The 21,795-nt window shown below is 70.3% G+C and carries 21 protein-coding genes and 2 riboswitches; of the genes, 11 read left to right on the forward strand and 10 right to left on the reverse strand.

Going from position 1 to position 21,795, the window contains the following annotated elements:
• Positions 1-6 precede the first annotated feature (6 nt).
• Both ACFYS8_RS23250 and ACFYS8_RS23255 read right to left on the reverse strand, forming a co-directional pair.
• Positions 7-600: a hypothetical protein gene (locus tag ACFYS8_RS23250; RefSeq protein ID WP_387643623.1), complete on the reverse strand. Its 594-nt coding sequence runs from the start codon at positions 598-600 to the stop codon at positions 7-9.
• Positions 601-685: 85 nt separating this feature from the next.
• Positions 686-901 (reverse strand): hypothetical protein, encoded by a 216-nt coding sequence (locus ACFYS8_RS23255; protein ID WP_387643625.1) that lies wholly within the window; start codon positions 899-901, stop codon positions 686-688.
• Positions 902-1,104: 203 nt separating this feature from the next.
• Between ACFYS8_RS23255 and ACFYS8_RS23260 the strand changes: the two genes are divergently transcribed.
• Positions 1,105-2,076 (forward strand): carbohydrate kinase family protein, encoded by a 972-nt coding sequence (locus ACFYS8_RS23260; RefSeq protein WP_387643861.1) that lies wholly within the window; start codon positions 1,105-1,107, stop codon positions 2,074-2,076.
• A 168-nt stretch (positions 2,077-2,244) separates the two neighbouring features.
• On the opposite strand, the gene ACFYS8_RS23265 is transcribed toward ACFYS8_RS23260, so the two are convergent.
• On the reverse strand, positions 2,245-3,636 hold the full coding sequence (locus ACFYS8_RS23265) for a cysteine desulfurase/sulfurtransferase TusA family protein (protein ID WP_387643627.1): 1,392 nt from the start codon (positions 3,634-3,636) through the stop codon (positions 2,245-2,247).
• 352 nt (positions 3,637-3,988) lie between these two features.
• On the opposite strand from ACFYS8_RS23265, the gene coxB reads away from it, so the two are divergent.
• The 4 genes from coxB to ACFYS8_RS23285 all read left to right on the forward strand — a co-directional run bounded on the left by coxB (position 3,989) and on the right by ACFYS8_RS23285 (position 8,477).
• Positions 3,989-4,846, forward strand: a complete 858-nt coding sequence (gene coxB / locus ACFYS8_RS23270; protein WP_387643629.1) for a cytochrome c oxidase subunit II — start codon at positions 3,989-3,991, stop codon at positions 4,844-4,846.
• Positions 4,843-6,618, forward strand: a complete 1,776-nt coding sequence (gene ctaD, locus ACFYS8_RS23275; protein ID WP_387643632.1) for a cytochrome c oxidase subunit I — start codon at positions 4,843-4,845, stop codon at positions 6,616-6,618. The genes coxB and ctaD overlap by 4 nt, the downstream gene beginning before the upstream one ends.
• A complete protein-coding gene (locus tag ACFYS8_RS23280; RefSeq protein WP_387643635.1) occupies positions 6,615-7,031 on the forward strand; it encodes a cytochrome c oxidase subunit 4 in 417 nt (138 codons plus the stop codon). Before ctaD ends, ACFYS8_RS23280 begins: the two co-directional genes overlap by 4 nt.
• 171 nt (positions 7,032-7,202) lie before the next feature.
• Positions 7,203-8,477 (forward strand): Ig-like domain-containing protein, encoded by a 1,275-nt coding sequence (locus ACFYS8_RS23285; RefSeq protein ID WP_387643638.1) that lies wholly within the window; start codon positions 7,203-7,205, stop codon positions 8,475-8,477.
• A 66-nt stretch (positions 8,478-8,543) separates the two neighbouring features.
• Here ACFYS8_RS23285 and ACFYS8_RS23290 read toward each other — a convergent pair whose 3' ends face one another.
• The 5 genes from ACFYS8_RS23290 to ACFYS8_RS23310 form a co-directional block, all read right to left on the reverse strand.
• Entirely contained in the window at positions 8,544-8,909 is a 366-nt protein-coding gene (locus ACFYS8_RS23290) for a GntR family transcriptional regulator (RefSeq protein ID WP_387643641.1), read from the reverse strand.
• A 102-nt stretch (positions 8,910-9,011) separates the two neighbouring features.
• The gene (locus tag ACFYS8_RS23295; RefSeq protein WP_387643643.1) at positions 9,012-10,673 is read right to left on the reverse strand and encodes a cytochrome bc complex cytochrome b subunit; all 1,662 of its coding nucleotides are present in this window, start codon (positions 10,671-10,673) and stop codon (positions 9,012-9,014) included.
• Positions 10,670-11,725 (reverse strand): Rieske 2Fe-2S domain-containing protein, encoded by a 1,056-nt coding sequence (locus tag ACFYS8_RS23300; RefSeq protein ID WP_387643646.1) that lies wholly within the window; start codon positions 11,723-11,725, stop codon positions 10,670-10,672. Before ACFYS8_RS23300 ends, ACFYS8_RS23295 begins: the two co-directional genes overlap by 4 nt.
• 8 nt (positions 11,726-11,733) lie before the next feature.
• Positions 11,734-12,555: a c-type cytochrome gene (locus ACFYS8_RS23305; protein ID WP_387643649.1), complete on the reverse strand. Its 822-nt coding sequence runs from the start codon at positions 12,553-12,555 to the stop codon at positions 11,734-11,736.
• A gap of 91 nt (positions 12,556-12,646) precedes the next feature.
• A complete protein-coding gene (locus ACFYS8_RS23310; protein WP_380481106.1) occupies positions 12,647-13,267 on the reverse strand; it encodes a heme-copper oxidase subunit III in 621 nt (206 codons plus the stop codon).
• Between the two features lie 325 nt (positions 13,268-13,592).
• Here ACFYS8_RS23310 and ACFYS8_RS23315 point away from each other — a divergent pair, with 325 nt between their 5' ends.
• The 3 genes from ACFYS8_RS23315 (at position 13,593) to ACFYS8_RS23325 (ending at position 16,939) form a co-directional block, all read left to right on the forward strand.
• Positions 13,593-14,018 carry a hypothetical protein gene (locus ACFYS8_RS23315; RefSeq protein ID WP_387643652.1) on the forward strand — a complete coding sequence of 142 codons (426 nt, stop codon included), beginning with the start codon at positions 13,593-13,595 and terminating at the stop codon, positions 14,016-14,018.
• Between the two features lie 130 nt (positions 14,019-14,148).
• Positions 14,149-15,219 carry an anthranilate phosphoribosyltransferase gene (trpD, locus tag ACFYS8_RS23320; protein WP_387643654.1) on the forward strand — a complete coding sequence of 357 codons (1,071 nt, stop codon included), beginning with the start codon at positions 14,149-14,151 and terminating at the stop codon, positions 15,217-15,219.
• Between the two features lie 193 nt (positions 15,220-15,412).
• Positions 15,413-15,530: riboswitch (SAM riboswitch) on the forward strand.
• 47 nt (positions 15,531-15,577) lie between these two features.
• Positions 15,578-16,939: an aminotransferase class V-fold PLP-dependent enzyme gene (locus ACFYS8_RS23325; RefSeq protein WP_387643656.1), complete on the forward strand. Its 1,362-nt coding sequence runs from the start codon at positions 15,578-15,580 to the stop codon at positions 16,937-16,939.
• A gap of 4 nt (positions 16,940-16,943) precedes the next feature.
• Here the strand turns inward: ACFYS8_RS23325 and ACFYS8_RS23330 are convergent, their stop codons facing one another.
• The gene (locus ACFYS8_RS23330; RefSeq protein WP_387643658.1) at positions 16,944-17,225 is read right to left on the reverse strand and encodes an Lrp/AsnC ligand binding domain-containing protein; all 282 of its coding nucleotides are present in this window, start codon (positions 17,223-17,225) and stop codon (positions 16,944-16,946) included.
• Complete coding sequence (locus tag ACFYS8_RS23335) at positions 17,222-18,025, reverse strand: rhomboid family intramembrane serine protease (RefSeq protein WP_387643661.1); 804 nt, start codon at positions 18,023-18,025, stop codon at positions 17,222-17,224. The genes ACFYS8_RS23330 and ACFYS8_RS23335 overlap by 4 nt, the downstream gene beginning before the upstream one ends.
• A 150-nt stretch (positions 18,026-18,175) precedes the next feature.
• On the opposite strand from ACFYS8_RS23335, the gene ACFYS8_RS23340 reads away from it, so the two are divergent.
• The 3 genes from ACFYS8_RS23340 (at position 18,176) to ACFYS8_RS23350 (ending at position 21,269) form a co-directional block, all read left to right on the forward strand.
• A complete protein-coding gene (locus tag ACFYS8_RS23340) occupies positions 18,176-18,442 on the forward strand; it encodes a hypothetical protein (RefSeq protein ID WP_387643664.1) in 267 nt (88 codons plus the stop codon).
• Between the two features lie 304 nt (positions 18,443-18,746).
• Positions 18,747-20,051: an NYN domain-containing protein gene (locus ACFYS8_RS23345; protein WP_387643863.1), complete on the forward strand. Its 1,305-nt coding sequence runs from the start codon at positions 18,747-18,749 to the stop codon at positions 20,049-20,051.
• A gap of 183 nt (positions 20,052-20,234) precedes the next feature.
• Positions 20,235-21,269, forward strand: coding sequence for an NlpC/P60 family protein (locus tag ACFYS8_RS23350; RefSeq protein ID WP_387643667.1), 1,035 nt, complete (start codon positions 20,235-20,237; stop codon positions 21,267-21,269).
• Positions 21,270-21,605: 336 nt separating this feature from the next.
• Positions 21,606-21,788: riboswitch (cyclic di-AMP (ydaO/yuaA leader) on the forward strand.
• Positions 21,789-21,795: the final 7 nt, after the last annotated feature.

Below are 21,795 nucleotides of genomic sequence, written 5' to 3' on the forward strand. Positions count from 1 at the left end.
CCGGGGTCAGCGCGGGCCGCCGGCTCCCACCCCGCCGGTCTGCGGCGGCACCTGGTCGCCGGTCGCGGTGTCCACCACGCCGCCGCCGTTCATCGGCCGGGGCAGGGTGACCGTCGCCTCCTGCTCCTTCATCAGCTGCGGGCAGGCCTTGCCGGGCTCGGCGGTCTTGGTGACCACGATCCGCAGCTTCACGGTCGGCGGGGCGTCCTCCTCCAGACGCACCCCGTACTTGTCGCACACCCCGGCGGTGTAGAACACCGTCAACTGGGTGGGGCTGTCCTGCCGGTAACCCGTCACAGGGATCTTCACCGCGGTCGGCGGGTGCTCGCCGACGGCGATCCCCGGGCTGGTCGGCGAGGACTGCGGGCTGCTGCCGGTACCGGCGGACGGGGTGGCGGACGGCGAGTCCGGGGCCGCGGTGCCCGGGCCGGGAGTCGCGTCGGTGGCCGCGGCCGGGCCGGATCCGGTCGCGATCGCCGGGGTGCCGGAACTGCCGCACGCGGTCAGCAGCCCGGCGGCGAGGGACGCGGCGGCCAGCGCCAGGACGGTCCGGCGCGCGTGCGAGGGCTTGGCGGAGACGGCTGCGGTCCTGTCGTCCATGATCTGCGTTCCTCCCGGGGGTCACGCGGCGCCGCTGGAGCGGCACCGCGTCGCTTTGACGTGCCCGGGAGGAAACCGGTTCCCGCTACTCGCCGAACTCCGGCATCCCCGCCACCACCCGGCGGGCCTCCACCGGTACCTCGACGCCCAACACCGTCGGCACCGACCGCACCGGACCCGGACCGGTGGCCGGCCAGAACCGGCCCAGCCGGCGCGAGGAGTCCAGCAGATCGGCCAGCGACTCGGCATCGACGTCGTACGCGCCGGTGAACAGCTGGCGGGGGGAGTGATCGATCACCATGCGGAACCAGCTCCGATCGCCGCGCCGCGGCCACGGCACCGCGGACTGGACGGGGGCCGCGTCCGGCCCCCGTACTCGCGACCCTAGGACGCTCCGGCCACCCGCAACAGGCCTACCCATGGGTAGTACCGGATCGGGCGGGTACCTTAGGTGAGTTGATGTCCGCCGCTCCGGCCACCGCCGGGCAGCCCGAGGAGAACCCCGTGCGCATCGCCGTCGCCGGCTCGATCGCCACCGACCACCTGACGACCTTCCCCGGACGCTTCTCCGACCAGCTGGTCCCCGAACAGCTGCACACGGTGTCCCTGTCGTTCCTGGTCGACACCCTGGACATCCGGCGCGGCGGCGTCGGCCCGAACATCGCCTTCGGCATGGGCGTCCTCGGCCTGCACCCGATCCTGGTCGGCGCGGCCGGCGCGGACTTCACCGAGTACCGCAGCTGGCTCGACCGCCACGGCGTCGACACCGAGTCCGTGCACATCTCCGAGACCCGGCACACCGCCCGGTTCATGTGCACCACCGACCAGGACCACAACCAGATCGCGTCCTTCTACACCGGCGCGATGGCCGAGGCCCGCAACATCGAGCTCAAGCCGATCGCCGACCGGGTCGGCGGCCTCGACCTGGTCCTGATCGGCGCGGACGACCCCGCCGCGATGGTGCGGCACACCCAGGAGTGCCGCACCCGCGGCTACGCCTTCGCCGCCGACCCCTCCCAGCAGCTCGCCCGCCTCGAGGGCGACGACATCCGGGAGATCGTCAACGGCGCGGCCTACCTGTTCACGAACGAGTACGAAGCTGCGCTGATCGAGTCCAAGACCGGCTGGTCCTCGGACGAGATCCTGAGCCGCGTCGGCACCCGGGTCACCACCCTCGGCCCGAAGGGCGTCCGCATCCAGCGCGAGGGCGAGCCCGACATTGTGGTCGGCTGCGCCGCCGAGGAGCGCAAGGCCGACCCCACCGGCGTCGGCGACGGCTTCCGGGCCGGCTTCCTCGCGGGCCTCTCCTGGGGCCTCGGCCTCGAGCGCGCCGCGCAGGTCGGCTGCATGCTGGCGACCCTGGTCATCGAGACCGTCGGCACCCAGGAGTACGAGCTGCGCGGCGGCCACTTCTTGGAGCGCTTCGAGGCGGCCTACGGGGCGGACGCGGCGGCCGAGATCCGCGGCAACCTGTAAGTCTGTCTTTCAGGGGCCCGGGGAACGGCGGGGCCGAGACTGCTGGTGAGCAACGGGGCGTAGAGCGTCGGGTTGTTTCGGGTTCCTGTCTTTGACCCGACGCAGCACGACCTCCCGATGGGCTCCGACCGCCAGCAGTCATGGCCTCGCCGTTCCCCGAGCCCCTTTTTATGCCTCCGTCGCTTTGACCACCAGGTATGCGGTGCCGTGGTCGGCACCGTATTCGGTGGCCGGGGTTTCGCCCTCGTAGGTGTGGCCACACATGTCGCACCAGGCGGGGATGTCGTGGCGGGCCGCTTCGTCGTCGGAGAGGACGGCGATGCGGCCGCCGGGGGCGACGGCGGGGATGCGCTTGGCGAGTTCGATGATCGGCAGCGGGCAGCGCTTGCCGAGGGTGTCGAGGACCAGCGCGTCGCTGGTGGTGGCCGGGGCGGGGAGGTCCAGGCCGAGCGGGGCGCGGATGTCGGCGACGACGCGGGGGAGTACGTCGAGGAAGTGCTCCACGTCCGCGGTGGCGGTGCCGGGCGGGAGCGAGACGCGGACGTTGCCTTCGGTGAGGACGCCCATCGCGGCCAGGACGTGGCTGGGCGTCAGCGTGCTCGAGGTGCAGGAGGAGCCGGAGTTGACGGCGAAGCCGGCCCTGTCGAGTTCGCCGAGCAGCACCTCGCCGTCCACGTACAGGCAGGAGAAGGTGACCAGGTGGGGGAGGCGGAGTTCGGGGTGGCCGACCACCTCGACCTCGGGGATCAGCTGCGGGACCCGGTGCCGGATCAGTTCGACCAGGGCGCGCAGCCGGGCGTTCTCGGCCTCGGCCTCGGCCCGGACCGCCCGCAGCGACGCGGCGGCGGCCACGATCGCGGGGACGTTGACGTAGCCCGGCACCCGGCCGTTCTCCCGGTCGTCGGCGGGCAGCGGCGAGACGTACCGGACGCCCTTGCGGACGGCCAGCACCCCGACGCCGGCCGGGCCGCCCCACTTGTGGGCGCTGGCCGTCAGCACCGACCAGCCGGCGGGCACCGGCAGCCGGCCGGCGCTCTGCGCGGCGTCCACCAGCAGCGGGACGTCCCCGCTGAGTGCGGCGGTCTCGGCGACCGGCTGCAGGGTGCCGACCTCGTGGTTGGCGGACTGCAGGACGGCCAGCGCGGTGTCCGGCCGCAGCGCGGCGGCGAACTCGGCGGCGTCGACGCGGCCGTGACGGTCGACCGGGACGGCAGTGGCGCTGCCGCTGTCGGCCTCCCAGCGTTCGGCGGTGTGCAGCACGGCGGAGTGCTCGACCGCGGAGTGCACCAGGTGGGCGCCGCGACGGCGGTTGCCGCGCAGGGTCCCGAGGATGCCCAACTGGACGGCCTGGGTGCCGGATGCGGTGAAGACGATCTCGTCGGCCCGGGCGCCGAGGACCTCGGCGACGGTCTCCCGGGCGGCGTCGAGCAGCATGCGGGCCTGCCGGCCGGAGCGGTGCAGCCGGGCCGGGTCGGCCCAGCCTTCGTCGAGGGCGGCGAGCAGCGCCTGCCGGGCGACGGGGTGCGGCGGAGCGGTGGAAGCGGCGTCGAAGTAGGGCACGGGGCCACCGTAGACGACGCCCCTTACGGGGGGATTCCTCCCGGCTTCCGAGGGAGCCGACGGCCCGTCACCCGCGTGTCGCAGTGCGGTCGCCCGTTCGGTCGTGGGAGGCTCAGAAGTCCGCCATGACCTGCGACTCCGTCCGCCCTTCCGGGGCGCTTCACCCCTCGGGGGCTGATCGGGTAGCCGGGCGGCGCGTTAGCGGGGGCTGCCCGTGAGTGCCGCATAAGGATGGAGTAGCGTTTGGCCCGCATAAGCATTCAAACCGTGCCCGTGGCCGGACCGCCGGGGAGACCAGACAAGGACTCCTGAGGGTGGTGCGTTCGCGGGCGAGACTTCGGGAAGGCGCTACGTGAGTCCCAACGGCTCCGACCGCTCGCCGCGGCGCACGATGCGGCGGAAGCTGCCTCAGGCGCTGGCACTGGGCCTCGTCATCGCGACCGCCACCGGCTGCTCGGCCAACGACCTGCCCAGGCTTGGCCTCCCCAGTCCCGTCACCAAGGAAGGCCCGCTGGTCCTTCACATGTGGCAGGGCTCGTGGATCGCGGCTCTGGTTGTTGGTGCATTGATGTGGGGTCTGATCCTCTGGAGCGTGATCTTCCACCGGCGCAGCCGCACCAAGGTGGAGGTCCCTGCTCAGACCCGGTACAACGTGCCCATCGAGGCGCTGTACACCGCGGTCCCCCTCGTCATCGTCTCGGTGCTGTTCTACTTCGTCGCGCGCGACGAGTCCACCCTGACGAAGGTCTCCGAGAAGCCCCAGCACACCATCAACGTGGTGGGCTTCCAGTGGAGTTGGGCGTTCAACTACGAGAACAGCGAGATCCCTGACCCGTCGAGCACCACGGCGGCGTACGAGGTCGGCAGCACCAAGGAGGCTCCGACCCTCTACCTGCCGATCAACGAGTCGGTGAAGTTCAAGCTGACCTCCAACGACGTCATCCACGACTTCTGGCCCGTCAACTTCTTGATGAAGATGGACGTCGTCCCGGGTGTGGTCAACGAGTTCGAGGTGACCCCGACGGCGTACGGCACCTACCGCGGCAAGTGCGCCGAGCTCTGTGGTGTCGACCACTCGCGGATGCTCTTCAACGTGAAGGTCGTCTCGCACGACGCGTACGAGGCGCACCTGAAGGAACTCCGCGACAAGGGCCAGGCCGGCGCGGTTCCCGCAGGCATCCTCCCCACGGGAAGTAGTGAAGTGAAGTGACCATCCTCAACGAGCCCGCCGCGGCAGCTGGGGGAGCCGGGGCAGTCACCTCGGGGACTCCGCGTGTGCGCAAGCCGGGCAACACGATCATCAAGTGGCTCACCACCACTGACCACAAGACGATCGGCAGCCTGTACCTGCTGACCTCGTTCGCGTTCTTTCTGATCGGTGGCGTGCTCGCCCTGATCATGCGCGCCGAGCTCGCCCGGCCGGGTACCCAGATCCTGTCGAACGAGCAGTTCAATCAGGCGTTCACCATGCATGGCACGATCATGCTGCTGATGTTCGCCACCCCGCTGTTCTCGGGCTTCGCCAACTGGATCATGCCGCTCCAGATCGGCGCCCCCGACGTCGCGTTCCCGCGTCTGAACATGTTCGCCTACTGGCTGTACCTGTTCGGCTCGATCATCGCGGTGGCGGGCTTCCTGACCCCGCAGGGTGCCGCCGACTTCGGCTGGTTCGCCTACTCGCCGCTGTCGGACGCCGTCCGCTCGCCGGGCATCGGCGCCGACATGTGGATCATGGGCCTGGCCTTCTCCGGCTTCGGCACCATCCTCGGTGCGGTCAACTTCATCACCACCATCATCTGCATGCGCGCCCCCGGCATGACGATGTTCCGGATGTCGATCTTCGTCTGGAACACCCTGCTGACCGCCGTGCTGATCCTGCTGGCCTTCCCGGTGCTGGCCGCCGCGCTGTTCGCCCTGGAGGCGGACCGCAAGTTCGGGGCACATGTCTTCGACCCGACCAACGGTGGCGCCATGCTGTGGCAGCACCTGTTCTGGTTCTTCGGTCACCCCGAGGTCTACATCATCGCGCTGCCGTTCTTCGGCATCGTCTCGGAGATCATTCCGGTCTTCAGCCGCAAGCCGATGTTCGGCTACTCCGGCCTGATCGCCGCGACCATCGCCATCGCCGGCCTCTCGGTGACGGTGTGGGCGCACCACATGTACGTGACCGGCCAGGTTCTGTTGCCGTTCTTCTCGTTCATGACCTTCCTGATCGCGGTCCCGACCGGTGTGAAGTTCTTCAACTGGGTCGGCACCATGTGGAAGGGCTCGCTGAGCTTCGAGACCCCGATGCTCTGGACGGTCGGCTTCCTGGTCACCTTCCTGTTCGGTGGTCTGACGGGTGTGCTGCTCGCCTCCCCGCCGATCGACTTCCACGTCTCGGACTCGTACTTCGTCGTCGCGCACTTCCACTACGTGGTGTTCGGCACCGTCGTCTTCGCGATGTTCGCCGGCTTCCACTTCTGGTGGCCGAAGATGACCGGCAAGATGCTGGACGAGCGCCTCGGCAAGATCACCTTCTGGACGCTGTTCTTCGGCTTCCACACCACCTTCCTGGTCCAGCACTGGCTCGGCGCGGAGGGCATGCCCCGTCGCTACGCCGACTACCTGGCCTCGGACGGCTTCACCACGCTGAACACGGTGTCGACCGTCGGCTCGTTCCTGCTCGGCCTGTCGATGCTGCCGTTCCTCTACAACGTGTGGAAGACCGCCAAGTACGGCGAGAAGGTCACCACCGACGACCCGTGGGGCTACGGCCGTTCGCTGGAGTGGGCGACCTCCTGCCCGCCGCCGCGGCACAACTTCACCACGCTGCCGCGTGTCCGCTCGGAATCCCCGGCGTTCGACCTGCACCACCCGGAGATCGCCGCGCTGGACTACCTCGAGAACCACGGCGAGACGGCGAAGCACTTCGAGGGTGTCACGCCCGCGCAGTACGACCGCCCGTCCCTGGGCAAGGGCAAGGAGAGTGACGCCCGATGAAGGAACAGGGAAAGATCTTCGCGGGTCTGGCCGTCTTCACGCTGGCCATCGCCATCACGTACTTCGTGTGGACGACCAAGTCGGACCACGGCCTGGAGGCCGCCGGTACGACCGCGCTGTTCCTGGCCTTCGGCCTGTGCGCCTTCATCGGCTTCTACCTGGCGTTCACCGCCAAGCGGGTGGACACCGGTGCGGGTGACAACCCCGAGGCCGAGGTCTCGGACGACGCCGGCGAGCTGGGCTTCTTCGCCCCGCACAGCTGGCAGCCGCTCTCCCTGGCCCTCGGTGGCGCGCTGGCCTTCCTGGGCGTCATCTTCGGCTGGTGGCTGCTGTTCTGGTCGATCCCGGTCATCCTGATCGGCCTGTTCGGCTGGGTCTTCGAGTTCTACCGCGGCGAGAACCAGAACCAGTAAGGGTTCCGGATCGAGCAAGCCGTACGGCGGGCCGGGTACTCCCCTCGGGGAGTGCCCGGCCCGCCGGCGTTGGGGCGCCCTTCCTGAAATTCCCCCGCGCGGGTTACCCGGAGTGCCGCCGGGGTGACGCCTTCCTACGCTTCGAGGCAGGTTCCAACCTGGGAGGTTCCGTTGAAGGGCTCTCGGATAGTCAGTACCCGGACCACGCTGGTCGCCCTGCTGATGATCACACCGGCCGCGGCCTGTTCCACCAGCGGCTCGTCCGCGAAGCACTCGCCCCACCAGATCGACGTGGCACCGCTGATCCACACGTCGGCCGCCGGGGAGAAGGCCGACCCTGCGAAGGCGTTCAGCATCACCACGGAGGGCGCCGCCAAGCTCGGCGAGATCACCGTCACCGGCCCCGACGGAAAGCCCGTCGCCGGACAGCTCTCCGCCGACCAGCAGCACTGGGAGACCACCGATCCGCTCCGGGCCGGCGCCGGATACACCGTCAAGGTGACCGCCGAGGACGGCAAGGGTGGCCACGGCGAGGCGGACTCCACCTTCACCACCACGCCCGCGGAGCACGTCGTCAGCGCCGAACTCGGCCCCGACAGCTCCGGCAGCGGCGTCTACGGCGTCGGCCAGCCGCTCACCGTGACGCTGTCCGAGAAGGTCACCGACCCGGCGGCCCGGCAGCAGATAGAACGCGGTCTGACCGTCACCTCGCAGCCCGCCGTGACCGGCGCCTGGTACTGGGTGGACGACCAGAACCTGCACTTCCGCCCGGAGGACTACTGGCCGTCCAACACCACCGTCAAGCTCGCCTACGACCTGCCCGGCATCCGGATAGCCGACGGCATCTACGGCGGCGAGGAGAAGAGTCTGGCGCTGCGGACCGGCGACCGGATCGAGGCGGTCATCGACGCGGACAGCGACGAGCTGACGTACAAGCGCAACGGCGAGGTGGTCAGGACCATCCCGGTCACCACCGGCAAGCCGGGCTTCGACACCCGCAACGGCGTCAAGGTCGTGCTCGGACAGGAGGCCGACGTCCGGATGAGCGGCGAGACCATAGGCATACCGAACGGCAGCAGCGAGTCCTACGATCTGGACGTGAAGTGGGCGACCCGGGTCACCTGGAGCGGTGAGTACGTCCACGCGGCGCCCTGGTCGACCTGGGCGCAGGGCCGGGAGAACGTCAGCCACGGCTGCACCGGCATGAGCACCGACGACGCGAAGTGGTTCTTCGACAACACCCGGGTCGGCGACCTCGTACAGGTGGTCAACAGCATGGGCCACGAGATGGAGCCGTTCGGCAACGGCTTCGGCGACTGGAACGTGGACTGGGACGAGTGGGTCAAGCACAGCGCCCTCGGCAAGCCGGTGAACACGGCGGAGCCGGCGGGCGGGACGAACACCGCACCCGTCCCCGACCTCAGCGCCCCGGCCGCGGGGCGGTAGCGGCACCGCAGCGAGGTCCGCCCGGCAGGAGCACAGGCTCCTGCCGGGCGGACCTCGTTGTGCCCGTCAGCGGTGGACGGCGTCCAGCGCGGTCAGGACGGCGGCCAGCGCCTCGTCGCGGGTGAGGCCGAGGCGGGCGGTGCGGGCGGCGTACTCGGCGGCGGCGTCGGCCGCCAGGCGGTGCGAGGTGTCGCCGGTGGGGGCGATGGTGGTGCCGGCCCGGCCGCGGGTCTCGACCACGCCGTCCGCCTCGAGTTCGCGGTAGGCGCGGGCCACCGTGTTGGCGGCCAGGCCGAGTTGCTCGGCCAGCGCGCGGACGGTGGGGAGCTTCAGACCGGTCGGGAGTTCACCCGTACGGGCCTGGGCCGCGATCTGCGAGCGCACCTGCTCGTAGGGCGGCGTGGAGGAGAGAGGGTCGATCGCCACGTGCACCCGGTCAACATAACAGGGCGCCGGGCCGGTGCCGGAGAAATATGCCAGAACCCCCACCGGCCGAAGCCGATGGGGGTTCTGACGTGGCGTGACAGCTAGGGATCAGTGGTGGCCGTGGCCGCTGGTGATCTCCAGGTACTCCTCGGAGGTGGGCTTGGCGATCTGGTTGCCCTCGCCGTAGTAGCCCTCGGAGAGCTTCGTCCGGGTCTTGGCGACCAGGCCGGCCTTGCGGGCCACACCGTTCTCGTCGGTCTCGGCGGGCAGCTCCAGCGGCTGGGGCTGCTCGTGCGAGGTGAGGGTGTGCAGGTCCTTCTGCGACAGCGGCGTGTGGACCTCGACGAACTCACCGTGCGGCAGGCGCTTGATGATGCCCGACTCGCGGCCGTGCAGCACCTTCTCCTTGTCGCGGCGCTGCAGGCCGAGGCACCAGCGCTTGGTGACGAAGAAGGTGATGACCGGCACCACGAAGAAGCCGACACGGACCATGTAGGTGATCGTGTTGATCGACATGTGCAGGTGCGTGGCGAACAGGTCGTTGCCACCGCCGACCAGCAGGACCAGGTACAGCGAGATCCAGGCCGCGCCGAGCCCGGTACGGACCGGAGCGTTGCGCGGGCGGTCCAGGATGTGGTGCTCGCGCTTGTCGCCGGTGATCCAGGACTCGATGAACGGGTAGACCGCGATCGCGACCAGGACCAGCGGGAAGATCATCAGCGGGATGAACACACCCAGGTTCAGGGTGTGGCCGCCCCAGACGGAGATCTCCCAGCCCGGCATGAAGCGGATCAGGCCTTCGGCGAAGCCCATGTACCAGTCGGGCTGGGCGTCGGTCGACACCTGGTCCGGACGGTACGGGCCGTACGCCCACACCGGGTTGATGGTGGCGACCGCCGACATCACCGCGATGATGCCGAACACCAGGAAGAAGAAGCCACCGGCCTTGGCCATGTAGACCGGCATCAGCGGCATGCCGACGACGTTCTTCTCGGTCTTGCCCGGGCCCGCCCACTGGGTGTGCTTGTGGTAGAAGACCAGGATCAGGTGCGCGACCAGCAGGCCCAGCATGATGCCCGGGATGAGCAGCACGTGGATGGTGAAGAAGCGCGGGATGATGTCGGTGCCCGGGAACTCGCCGCCGAACAGGAACATCTGGATGTAGGTGCCGACGATCGGCACCGCCAGGATCGCGCCTTCCATGAAGCGGATACCGGTACCCGACAGCAGGTCGTCCGGCAGCGAGTAGCCGAAGAAGCCGTCGAAGAAGCCCAGGCACAGCAGCAGGAAGCCGAACAACCAGTTGATCTCACGGGGCTTGCGGAACGCGCCGGTGAAGAAGACGCGCATCATGTGCACGAACATCGCGGCGACGAAGACCAGCGCGGCCCAGTGGTGGATCTGGCGGATCAGCAGACCGCCGCGGATCTCGAAGCTGATGTCGACCGTGGAGGCGTAGGCCTCCGACATCCGGATGCCGTTCAGCGGCAGGTAGGAACCGTGGTAGACGGTCTCCGCCATGCTCGGCTTGAAGAACAGCGTCAGGTACACACCCGTGAGGATGATGATGATGAAGCTGTAGAGGCAGATCTCACCGAGCATGAAGGACCAGTGGTCCGGGAAGATCTTGCGCAGGTTGGCCTTGGCCAGGGAGTAGATCCCCAGCCGGCCGTCGACCCAGTCCGCAGTCGCCTCGGCCTTGTTGGCGGGCTTGGCGCGCGTGCTGGCCGGCTTGGAGGCACCAGTGGTGGTGCCGCTCGCGGTGCTCATCGCTTGCGCTCCCAGTAACTCGGGCCGACGGGCTCGTCGAAGTCGCCGGTGGCGATCAGGAAGCCCTGCTCATCGGTGGTGATCTTCAGCTGGGGCAGCGGGTGGCCGGCCGGGCCGAAGATGACGCGAGCGCCGTCCGCCAGGTCGAAGGTCGACTGGTGGCAGGGGCAGAGCGCGTGGTGGGTCTGCTGCTCGTACAGCGAGATCGGGCAGCCGACGTGGGTGCAGATCTTCGAGTAGGCGAGGATGCCCTCGAAGCCCAGGCCGGCGGACTTGGCGTCCTTGATGTCCTCCGGAGCGATCCGGACGAGCATCAGGGCGTCCTTGGCGATCTGCTGCTGGAAGGCCTCGTCCGACTCCTCCAGGCCGTGCGGCTTGGCGAAGGTCAGCGAGCCCTGAATGATGTCCTCGGGCTTCATCGGCTGGTCGGTGTTCATGTTGACCAGGCGGATCGGCTTGGCCGGGGTCGCCTCGACCCAGCCGGTGTCGAGGAGCTTCTTCTCCGGCAGCGGGCCGAGGTCGCGCAGCAGCACCACACCGGACAGCGGCACCAGGGCCATCGAGCCGATCAGGGTGTTGCGGATCATCTTGCGGCGGCCGAAGCCGGACTCCGCGGCACCGGTCTTGAACTGCTCGATGACGTCGTTGCGGACCTCGTCGGAGGCCTCGATCGGGTGACGCTCGGCCGGCAGCTCGTGGTCCGACATCAGGGTGCGGGCCCAGTGGACCGCGCCCGCGCCGATGCAGAACAGCGCCACGCCGAGGGTCATGCCCAGGGCGAAGTTGAGGGCGCTGACGTGACCCAGCGGGAAGATGTAGACGAGCTTGTCGGCGTCGATCGCGGCGTAGGACGCGATGAAGCCGATGGTCGCCAGCATCGACACCACGAACATCAGCGACACCTGGCGCTCGGCCCGCTTGGCGGCCCGCTCGTCGATGTCGGTCCGACGCGGCTCGTGGGCCGGCAGGCCCGGGTCGGCGAACGGGTCGTCGTGGGAGACGACCTCAGCGCCGTGGGAGGCGTCGTGCGCCTCCGGCAGGTTCTCTGACATGTCGTGGCTCATGACTTCTTGGCCTTGGTGGTGTGGGCGGCGACCCAGATCGCGATCGCGATCAGCACGCCGATACCGAAGATCCAGGCGAACAGGCCCTCGGTGAAGGGGCCGAGGCTACCCAGGGCCAGACCACCGGGGTTCGGCGCGTTGTTGGTGTTCTGGACGTACGCGATGATCTCGCGCTTCTGCTCCTCCGGCATGGTGGTGTCGGGGAACGAAGGCATGTTCTGCGGGCCGGTCTGCATGGCCTCGTAGATGTGCTTGGAGTCCACGCCCTCAAGGGACGGGGCGTACTTGCCCTCGCTCAGCGCGCCGCCCTTGCCGGCGAAGTTGTGGCACTGGGCGCAGTTGGTGCGGAACAGCTCGCCACCCTTGGCGACCTGCTCGGCGTTGGTGACCTTGTCCTCGGACGGCTGGTACTGCTCCGTGGTCGGAGTGACCGGGCCCGGGCCCAGCGACGCCACGTAGGCGGCCAGCTGGTCGATCTCGGACTGGGCGTAGACGGTCTTCTTGCGCGGGACCTGCGCGCCCGGCTGCTGGGCCGGCATGCGGCCGGTGCCGACCTGGAAGTCGACAGCAGCAGAGCCGACGCCGACCAGCGACGGACCGTCAGAAGTGCCCTGGCCGTTCAGGCCGTGGCAGGAGGAGCAGCCGACGGCGAAGAGCTTCTTGCCCTCGTCGATGGCGAGCGACTGCGAGGAGCTGTCGGCCTGCGCCTTCTCGGCGGGCGCGAAAGCGGCGTACAGCCCCCCGGTGGCCGCCAGGGCGAGAAGTAGAACGACGACCGCCGCCAGTGGGTGGCGCCGTCGTGCGGAGAGCTTTTTCACGGAATAACCCCGGTGTCAGGATCTGGTCGGCAGCAGCCTGCCCCCGACTCCCATGCGTCGGAACGACGCCGGGTCAGGGGCGGGGCGGCTGTTACTTGATCAGGTAGATGGTCGCGAACAGGCCGATCCACACAACGTCGACGAAGTGCCAGTAGTACGACACCACGATCGCCGCAGTGGCCTGCTCGTGGGTGAAGCGCCGCGCCGCGTAGGTCCGGCCGAGGACCAGCAGGAAGGCGATCAGACCACCCGTCACGTGGAGTCCGTGGAAGCCGGTGGTCAGGTAGAACACCGTGCCGTACGGGTCGGAGGACAGCGAAAGGCCGTCCTTCTTGACCAGCTCGGTGTACTCGAAGATCTGGCCGCCGATGAAGATGGCGCCCATCACGAAGGTGACCACGAACCAGGAACGCAGCTTCTTCACGTCACCGCGCTCGGCGGCGAACACGCCGAGCTGGCAGGTGAGCGAGGAGAGCACCAGGATCGTGGTGTTGACCGAGGAGAAGGGCACGTTGAGGGCATGGGCCTTCTCGTGCCAGAACTCGGCGCCCTTGACCGAGCGGAGGGTGAAGTACATCGCGAACAGGGCCGCGAAGAACATCAGCTCCGAGCTCAGCCAGACAATGGTTCCCACGCTGACCAGGTTCGGCCTGTTGACCGCTCCGTGCGCGTGTCCGGTTTCTGTTGCTGTTGCTGTCGCCACGACGGACATTATGTCGGTCCCTTATTCCGTCTTCACGCCGGGGGGTCTCCCTCGGAGTGTCCGGTGCGTGCGGTATGCCCGCCTCGACCCCGGTCCGTTTTCTGATGGTTGTTCGGGCCGGGTGAGCGAACTGGGCTGCCGGGGTGAGCCGGTGGCGCGGCGGCTTGAGCGAGATCGCGTCGGGGTCTCTTCAGGACGGGCCCGCCGGAGTAGCATCCGTCCCAGGACGTGGTCCGGGTCACACTGGGCCGTTCGGCCGGGGGCCGCGCGCAGTCGCGGTCCGCGCGAACACAGTGGACACATATAAGAGGACGAGCACCAGGAAGCAGGGGACATGGCGCAGCACTCCGACGAGACGCTCACCGTTCTCGTCTACAGCGACGACCGCAACACCCGTGAGCAGGTGACCCTCGCTCTCGGCCCCCGCCCCGCCGGGGACGTCCCCGCCCTGGAGTACGTGGAGTGCGCCACCGCCCCCGCGGTGCTCCGGGCCCTGGAGAAGGGCGGCGTCGACCTGTGCGTGCTGGACGGCGAGGCGGTGCCCGCGGGCGGACTCGGCCTCACCCGGCAGCTGAAGGACGAGATCTACGGCTGCCCGCCGGTGCTGGTGCTGATCGGCCGCCCGCAGGACTCCTGGCTGGCCGCCTGGTCCCGGGCCGACGCGGCGATCTCGCACCCCGTCGACCCGGTGGCGCTGGCCGACGCCGCGACCACGCTGCTGCGGGCCCGGGTGGCCCGGCGGGCACCGGCCGCGCGCTGACGCTTTCCGGCAGCTGTCTCAGCCGGCGTCTCAACTGGAGAGAAGGGGACGGCAAGTAAGGGCGGCCGTCCCCGCGCGCTCGATAGGCTGACTCCATTCCTCTGCGACAAGACGAGAGCTGGAGACGGCCATGGTGAACGTGCACTCTGCGAACGGCGGTAGCGACCCCGCGCAGGTGGTTCGCTCCTGGCCCGACCTCCTGATGGCCCTGGTGCGCGGCGAGGACCTCGCCCAGGCCGACACCGCCTGGGCGATGGACCGGATCATGAGCGGCGAGGCCAGCCCCGTGCAGGTGGCCGGCTTCCTGATCGCGCTGCGCGGCAAGGGCGAGACGGTCGAGGAGATCTCCGGCCTGGTCGAGGCGATGTACGCGCACGCCGTGCCGCTGGACATCCCCGGGCCGGCCGTCGACATCGTCGGCACCGGCGGCGACCGCGCCAAGACCGTCAACATCTCCACCATGTCGGCGGTGGTCGCCGCAGCGGCCGGCGCGAAGGTGGTCAAGCACGGCAACCGGGCCTCCTCCTCGGCGTCCGGCTCCTCGGACGTGCTCGGGCGGCTCGGCATCAACCTGGACCTGTCGGCCCCGCGGGTCGCGGCAGTGGCCGAGGAGGTCGGGCTGACCTTCTGCTTCGCCGCCAAGTTCCACCCCTCGATGCGGCACACCGCGCAGGCCCGCGCCGAACTCGCCGTCCCCACGGTGTTCAACATCCTCGGCCCGCTCACCAACCCCGCCAAGGTCGGCGCCCACGCGGTCGGCTGCTTCGACACCCGGCTGGCCGGACTGATCGCCGGCGTGCTGGCCCGGCGCGGCGGGCAGGGACTGGTGTTCCGGGGTGACGACGGGCTCGACGAGCTGACGATCACCACCACGTCGCACGTCTGGGTGATCCGGGACGGGCAGGTGACGGAGACCCAGTTCGACCCGCGCGAGGTCGGGATCGAGCTGGTCGGGATCGAGGCGCTGCGAGGCGCCGACGCGGAGTTCAACGCGGCGGTCGCGCGGCGGGTGCTGAACGGGGAGCGCGGGCCGGTGCGGGACGCGGTGCTGCTCAACAGCGCGGCCGCGCTGGTGGCGCTGGAGCTGACGGACGCGCCGCTGAGTGAGCAGCTCGCGGCGGGGATGGTGCGGACGGCTGCGGCGATTGATTCCGGGGCGGCGGGGGAGTTGCTGAAGCGGTGGGCGGAGGCTACGCAGTAGCGGGGCCTTGAGCCAACGGTCCGTCCGGGGAGGGGAGTTGCTCCTGCCCGGGCGGATCTTTCCGCTTGTGGGGGGCTGGTCGCGCAGTTCCCCGCGCCCCTGATGGGGCCAATGTGACTGGGTGTCAGGGGTGGGGCGTCCACGTTCTGGACGGGGGTTGAGGTCGTGGGCTGCTCGTGTATGGTCTTGCGCAGGTCATGAGTGGCAGCGCCAAGCCCCAGCTTGCTGTCCGGCAACCCTCCGTCCGTGGCGGGGTGCCCTGGGTGAGGACCGGGCTGCGTGGCGATCCGTCTGCGCGGCAAGCGCGGACTTCCGGTTGATGCACCCCGGGGTCCTTACCCTGTGGAGGAGTGCATCCATGTCTGTGACCGCCGAGATCTGTGAGCCGCTGGCCGTGCTGGGCCAGGACGTCGAGGTGCCGTTGGCGTCGGGCGAGAAGGTCGGGTACGCGGCGCTGGACTACGCGGCGAGCGCGCCGGCGCTGGCCCGGGTGTGGGAGGACGTGGCGGCGTACGCGCCGTACTACGGGTCGGTGCACCGGGGGGCCGGATACCTGTCGCAGCTGTCGACGGACCTGTTCGAGCAGAGCCGCCGGACCGTCGAGGAGTTCCTGGACCTGCGGGACGGCGACCAGGTGGTGTTCACCCGGGCGACCACCGACTCGTTGAACCTGCTGGCCGGTGCGGTGCCCGTCGGGACCGAGGTGTTCGCGTTCGAGACCGAGCACCACGCTTCGCTGCTGCCGTGGCGGCGTGAGGGATTGACGGTGCGTTACCTGCGGGCGCCGCGTTCGCACGGCGAGGCGGTGGCCGCGCTGGAGGAGGCGCTGCTGGGGGCGGCCGGGGGGCCGAAGCTGTTCTGCGTGACCGGGGCGTCGAACGTCACCGGCGAGCTGTGGCCGGTCAAGGAGCTGACCGAGGTCGCGCACCGGTACGGCGCCCGGGTGGTGCTGGACGCGGCCCAGCTGGCGCCGCACCACCGGGTCTCGGTACGGGAGCTGGACGTCGACTGGATCGCGTTCTCCGGCCACAAGCTGTACGCGCCGTTCGGTGCCGGCGTGCTGGCCGGGCGGTCGGACTGGCTGGACGCGGCGGAGCCGTACCTGGCCGGTGGCGGGGCGAGCCGGACGGTGGCCCGGGAGCTGGACGGTTCGGTGGCGGTGGAGTGGCACACCGGCCCGGCCCGGCACGAGGCCGGTTCGCCGAACGTGATCGGCGCGTACGCGATCGCCTCGGCCTGCCGGGCGCTCACCGAGGCGGGCTTCGAGGAGCTGGAGGCCCGGGAGCGGGCGCTGGTGGCGAAGCTGACCGAGGGCCTGGCGGCGATCCCCGAGGTGCGGGTGCTCAGCCTGTTCGGTGAGGGCTCCGACCGGGTCGGCGTGGTGTCCTTCGTGGTGCGCGGCTGGAACAGCTCGCACTTCTCGGCCGCGCTGTCCGCCGAGTACGGCATCGGCGTGCGGGACGGGCTGTTCTGCGCGCACCCGCTGGTGCGGACGCTGCTGGGCGGGGAGGACGCCGCGCCCAGCCAGTGCGGGGCGCCCGAGCCGTCGCTGCCCGGGGAGCGCAGCCTGAACGCGATCCGGGTCAGCTTCGGCGCCGGCACCCCCGTCGAGCACCTGGACCGGTTCCTGACGGCCGTTCGGGACCTGGTGACCGACGGCGCGCGGTGGAGCTACCGCAACGAGGGCGGGCGCTGCGTCGCGGACACGCGGCAGCGCTGAGCGGCTACTCGCCCAGGCCGAGCGAGAACGCGGCCTCCAGGTCGTGCTGCGAGTAGGTGCGGAAGGCGATGTGGGTCTCGGTGTTGGAGACGCCCGGGACCTTGTTGAGACGGCCGGGGATCACGTCGGCCAGATCCTCGTGGCCCCGGACCCGCACCATCGCGACCAGGTCGTAGGTGCCGGTGACGGAGTAGACCTCGCTGACGCCCTCGATGGCCGCGATCGCCTCGGCGATCTCGGGGATCCGGTCGACGCTGGTGTTGATGAGGACGATCGCGGTGATCACTGAGCAACTCCTGTTCGAGAAGGTGCGCCAAGGGTATCGCCCGCCGGACGGGCGGCCCAGGCGAACAGCCAGCCCGTCACGAAGCCGATCACATGCACCAGATAGGCCACCCCGCTGCCGCCCGAACTGACGGACCAGCCCTGCAGCGCGAACCACAGGCCGAGCACCAGCCAGGCCGGGAAACGCAGTGGCAGGAACAGCAGGACCGGCACCAGCACCGTCACGCGGGCTCTCGGCCACAGCCGCAGGTACGCGCCCAGCACCCCCGCGATCGCGCCGGACGCGCCGACCAGGGCGCGCATGCCGTCCGCGGTGTGCGCCTCGGCCACCGCGTAGCCGTAGGTGGCCAGGTAGCCGATCGCCAGGTAGCCGACCAGGAAGCGCACCCGGCCCAGCCGGGCCTCCACGGCCGGGCCGAAGACGAACAGGAACAGCAGGTTGCCCAGCAGGTGCAGCCACCCCGCGTGGACGAACAGTGAAGTGAGGACGGAGAGTTCGGGGATCTTGGAGGGGGTCGGCGGCAGCGTGCAGCCCGGGGTCGCCGGGGCGAGTGAGGACAGCTGGGAGGCCGTCAGGGGGTGGCTGCTCAGCAGCTCGGCGGGCACCGCGCCCCAGCGGTGCTCGTAGCGCTGCTCGGCGCAGATCCGGGCGTCGCCGCTGCCGTACACCGGGTTCAGACCGGCCGGGCCGGCCACCAGGACCAGCGCGGACAGCGCGATCAGGAGGTGGGCGACGACCGGGGTGCGGGCGGTTCCCCCGGCCGTCGGCGAACCGGCCCGGGCGGGGGCGGAGAGCACCATGCCGGTGAGCATTCCTCGGGGGCGCACTCGCGACACCGGGCGCTGCTCCGGACGGGTGAGCGTCCGGGCTGTGGACCGGTGATCCGGCCGCCGCGGCACAGGCAATAGGGTGGAGGCCCGTAAACGGGGACCAGCCGAGAGGGACCACTGATGACCATTGCCGCGCCGACCGCCGAGACCCGCTGGCGCTGCACCCTGTGCGGCAACCTCACCCGCTTCGACGTCACCCGGTCCTCCCGCGTGATCGACTTCGTGCACTTCGACCTGTCCGGCGACTCCAAGGTGGAGGAGACCCAGGTGCTCTCCGAGACCATCGAGTCGGTGCGCTGCCGCTGGTGCAACGCCGTGGACCAGGTCGAGCTGGTCGCCCGCCCGGGCGCCGAGGAGCCCGAGGACGGCGGCCCCGCGCAGGGCTGACACGCTTCCACCGCCCCGCGTCCCCGTCCGCGCCCCGGACCGGGGCGCGGGGCGGACTCGTCGGCGGGGTGCTGTCGGTGCGGCACGGTAGACGGGACAATTGCAAGCAGCGGCGGACACCAACGCCCCCGGCACCCGCCGGGGCCCGCCCGGATCAGGATCGGAGCCGAGAACAGTGGCGGAGGCAGCGAACGCGCCCGCGGGCACGGACGGGACCGCGCACGCTCCGGTCCATGAGGAAATCGGCCCGGTCGAGGCAGGGTCGGTCACCGAGGCCGGTTCGGTCACCGAGGCCGGCGGCGACATGGCCGGCCGGGCGCTGCCCGAGGGAGTGCGCCGCCGGGTGGTGGGCATCGCCTCCGACGCGCTCGGCGGCATCGCCGCCGGCGAACTGCCCGCCGCGCTGCGCCCGTACGCCAAGTTCACCGCCGCCCGGCGGGCCAAGTACGCGGCCACCGCGCTGGCCGCCGCGCTGGAGTCCGACCCCGCGTTCCGGGTGCGGATAGCCGAGCGGCTGCGGCTCGGCCAGCCGGACCTGGTGCGTGCCCTGGAGGCGGGCACCGTGCCGGCCGCCGCCGACCCGATGGACGTGGCCGCCGCCGCCTACCTGGTGCGGCCCACCGGCTGGGCCCGGCTGGTCGAGGAGGCCGGCGAACAGGCCGAACGGGTCGACGCCGAGGGCGTCGCCGCCGAGGCCGCCCGGCTGGCCGAGAAGCTCCACGAGGAGCTGGCCGAGGCCCGCACCACCGCCCGCGCCGAACTGGAGCGCCACCGCGCCGAGTCCGAAGGGGTACGCCGGGAGGCGGACTCGCTGCGCAAGAAGGTCCGCTCGCTGGAGGCCGACACCCGCCGCGCGCAGGCCGAGAGCCGCCGACTGGCCGCCGAACTGGAGGCCGCCCGGGCCGCCGCCGCCGCCGAGCGCGGCGCCGCCGAGATCGAGGCCCGCCGGCTGCGGCACCGGGTCGCCGAACTGGAGGCGGCCGTGGAGACCGGCCGGCGCACCGCCCGGGAGGGCCGCAGCGTCGAGGACATGCGGCTGCGGCTGCTGCTGGACACCGTGCTGCAGTCCGCGCAGGGCCTGCAGCGGGAGCTGGCGCTGCCGGTGACGGCGCTGCGCCCGGCCGACCTGGTGGAGGCGGTGGAGCCCGGTTCGGCCTCGCCGCACGACGTGGCCCGACGCGGGCTGGCCGAGGACGACCCGGCGCTGCTGGACCAGCTGCTGGCCATCCCGCAGGTCCACCTGGTGGTGGACGGCTACAACGTGACCAAGACCGGCTACCCGCAACTGCCGCTGGAGCAGCAGCGGTTGAGGCTGCTGGGCGGTCTGGCGATGCTGGCCCAGCGGACCCAGGCCGAGGTGACCTGCGTGTTCGACGGCCAGGACCTGGACGTGCCGGTGATCATGGCCCCGCCGCGTGGCGTCCGGGTCCGGTTCAGCCGGACCGGGGAGACCGCGGACGAGCTGATCCGCCGCCTGGTGCGGGCCGAGCCGCAGGGCCGGCCGGTGGTGGTGGTGTCCGCCGACAAGGAGGTCGCGGACGGGGTGCGCAAGGCCGGCGCCCGCCCGGTGGCCTCGGTTCTGCTGCTGAACCGCCTGTCGCGCAGTTGACGGGCGCTCAGCGGTGTTGGGGCGTCCGGAGTGTGTCGGTGTGGTGAAGAGGGGCGGAGAAGTGAATCCGGGAGCCCCCCGGGAGTGGACGCGGAGGCAGGGACTTCACTAGGGTCTGGCGTCAAACCTATATTCCGGACTATCGCTCTAACGGGTGAGTCCAGAGGAAGAAGGAGCACCGCCTTGGCCTCCCACCGCCGTCCCAAGCAGCCGAGTCGCGCCCGGGTGACCGTGCTCACCGCTGCCGCCGCGACCGCGGTCGCCCTGTCGGCCCAGGTGAGTGCGCACGCCGCGCCGGCTCAGCCGAACAAGGACGAAGTCAAGGCGCAGGTCGACAAGCTCATGGAGGAGCAGGAGCAGGCGGCCGAGAAGTACAACGGCGCCAAGGAGCAGGCCGACCAGCTCCGCAAGCAGGCCGACCAGCTGCAGGACCAGCTGGCCCGCAGCCAGGACCAGCTGAACGAGCTGTCCTCCGGGCTCGCGGCGGTGGCCGGCGACCAGTACCGGCACGCGGGCGTCGACCCGTCGATGCAGCTGATGCTCTCCGCCGACCCGGACAAGTACCTGGACAAGGCGTCCTCCTTCGACCAGGCGGCCAGCACCCAGGCCGAGACCCTGAAGTCACTGCAGGACCAGCAGCGCCGGCTGAACCAGCAGAAGCAGGAAGCGGCGGACGTCCTGAAGGAGCTGGACAACTCCACCCAGGCGCTCAACGACGCCAAGAACGAGGTCAGGACCAAGCTGGAGCAGGCGCAGAACCTGCTCAACCAGCTCTCCGCCGCCGACCGTGCCTCGATCGTGCGCGGCGACGGCGCCGCCTCGCGCAGTGCCGACCGGGTCGACCCGGCCACCCTGCCGAAGGCCGCCGGCTACGCCGGGGTCGCGGTGCAGCGGGCGCTCGACAAGCGCGGTGCGCCGTACGTGTGGGGTGCGACCGGCCCGAGCACCTTCGACTGCTCCGGCCTGATGGTGTGGGCGTACGCGCAGGCCGGCGTGTCGCTGCCGCGCACCTCGCAGGCGCAGGGCAGCTACGGCGCCAGCGTCGGCACCGACTGGCACAACGCCCAGCCCGGTGACCTGGTGGTCTACTACGGCGACCGGCACCACGTCGGCATGTACATCGGCAACGGCATGGTGGTGCACGCGCCGCACACCGGTGACGTGGTGAAGACCATGAAGGTCGACGCGATGCCGATCTCGACCATCCGTCGGGTCTGACAGTCCGGCAAACCGGACATACGCCCGCCAGGGCGACAATTGACACGCCGTGACACGCCCGGGCGGGTCGAGATCCTGCTGTGATCTCGAACACGTCCGGGCGTCGCGTTTCCCTGGCGAACGGCGGGAAATGCTACGCACTGCGCAACGGATCCCTTACGTTCGGTCAGTTTCGTAATCGAAATTGACTCAGATTCAGATTTTTTTCCGACAAGGATTTGAACGGATCACGGATCGGTTACTAGGGTCATAGTTCGACCACCGCAGAGTCGATCGCCCAAGGGGGGCGACGGCGGAGGTCGCCGCCGAGTCCGTGACGCAGCGGGTGGATCGTCAGAACGAGATCCGCCGACGGGGATACCCCTGTGGGGGTTGCTGTCGAACGGAGCCGGGGAACCACGTTCCCCCGGGGTGAATCGGCGCCAGGTCGGCCGCGAGAGCGGCCGGTGAGGCGCTGTAGGGCGTCTCTTCCGGCCCGAACCCGTCAGCTCACCCGGTAGGCGGTGTGAGGAAGAAGGAGTCCGCC

It is taken from the genome of Kitasatospora sp. NPDC004615 (assembly GCF_042873545.1).
In the GTDB taxonomy this organism is placed as follows: Bacteria; Actinomycetota; Actinomycetes; order Streptomycetales; family Streptomycetaceae; genus Kitasatospora.

Excerpts from the sequence above, each read along its gene's own strand:
- ACFYS8_RS23250 (WP_387643623.1), bottom strand. The coding sequence starts at position 600 with ATGGACGACAGGACCGCAGCCGTCTCCGCCAAGCCCTCGCACGCGCGC.
- ACFYS8_RS23255 (WP_387643625.1), bottom strand. The coding sequence starts at position 901 with ATGGTGATCGATCACTCCCCCCGCCAGCTGTTCACCGGCGCGTACGAC.
- ACFYS8_RS23280 (WP_387643635.1), top strand. The coding sequence starts at position 6,615 with ATGAAGGAACAGGGAAAGATCTTCGCGGGTCTGGCCGTCTTCACGCTG.
- ACFYS8_RS23295 (WP_387643643.1), bottom strand. The coding sequence starts at position 10,673 with ATGAGCACCGCGAGCGGCACCACCACTGGTGCCTCCAAGCCGGCCAGC.
- ACFYS8_RS23300 (WP_387643646.1), bottom strand. The coding sequence starts at position 11,725 with ATGTCAGAGAACCTGCCGGAGGCGCACGACGCCTCCCACGGCGCTGAG.
- ACFYS8_RS23310 (WP_380481106.1), bottom strand. The coding sequence starts at position 13,267 with ATGTCCGTCGTGGCGACAGCAACAGCAACAGAAACCGGACACGCGCAC.
- ACFYS8_RS23315 (WP_387643652.1), top strand. The coding sequence starts at position 13,593 with ATGGCGCAGCACTCCGACGAGACGCTCACCGTTCTCGTCTACAGCGAC.
- trpD (WP_387643654.1), top strand. The coding sequence starts at position 14,149 with ATGGTGAACGTGCACTCTGCGAACGGCGGTAGCGACCCCGCGCAGGTG.
- ACFYS8_RS23325 (WP_387643656.1), top strand. The coding sequence starts at position 15,578 with ATGTCTGTGACCGCCGAGATCTGTGAGCCGCTGGCCGTGCTGGGCCAG.
- ACFYS8_RS23335 (WP_387643661.1), bottom strand. The coding sequence starts at position 18,025 with ATGGTGCTCTCCGCCCCCGCCCGGGCCGGTTCGCCGACGGCCGGGGGA.
- ACFYS8_RS23340 (WP_387643664.1), top strand. The coding sequence starts at position 18,176 with ATGACCATTGCCGCGCCGACCGCCGAGACCCGCTGGCGCTGCACCCTG.
- ACFYS8_RS23345 (WP_387643863.1), top strand. The coding sequence starts at position 18,747 with ATGGCCGGCCGGGCGCTGCCCGAGGGAGTGCGCCGCCGGGTGGTGGGC.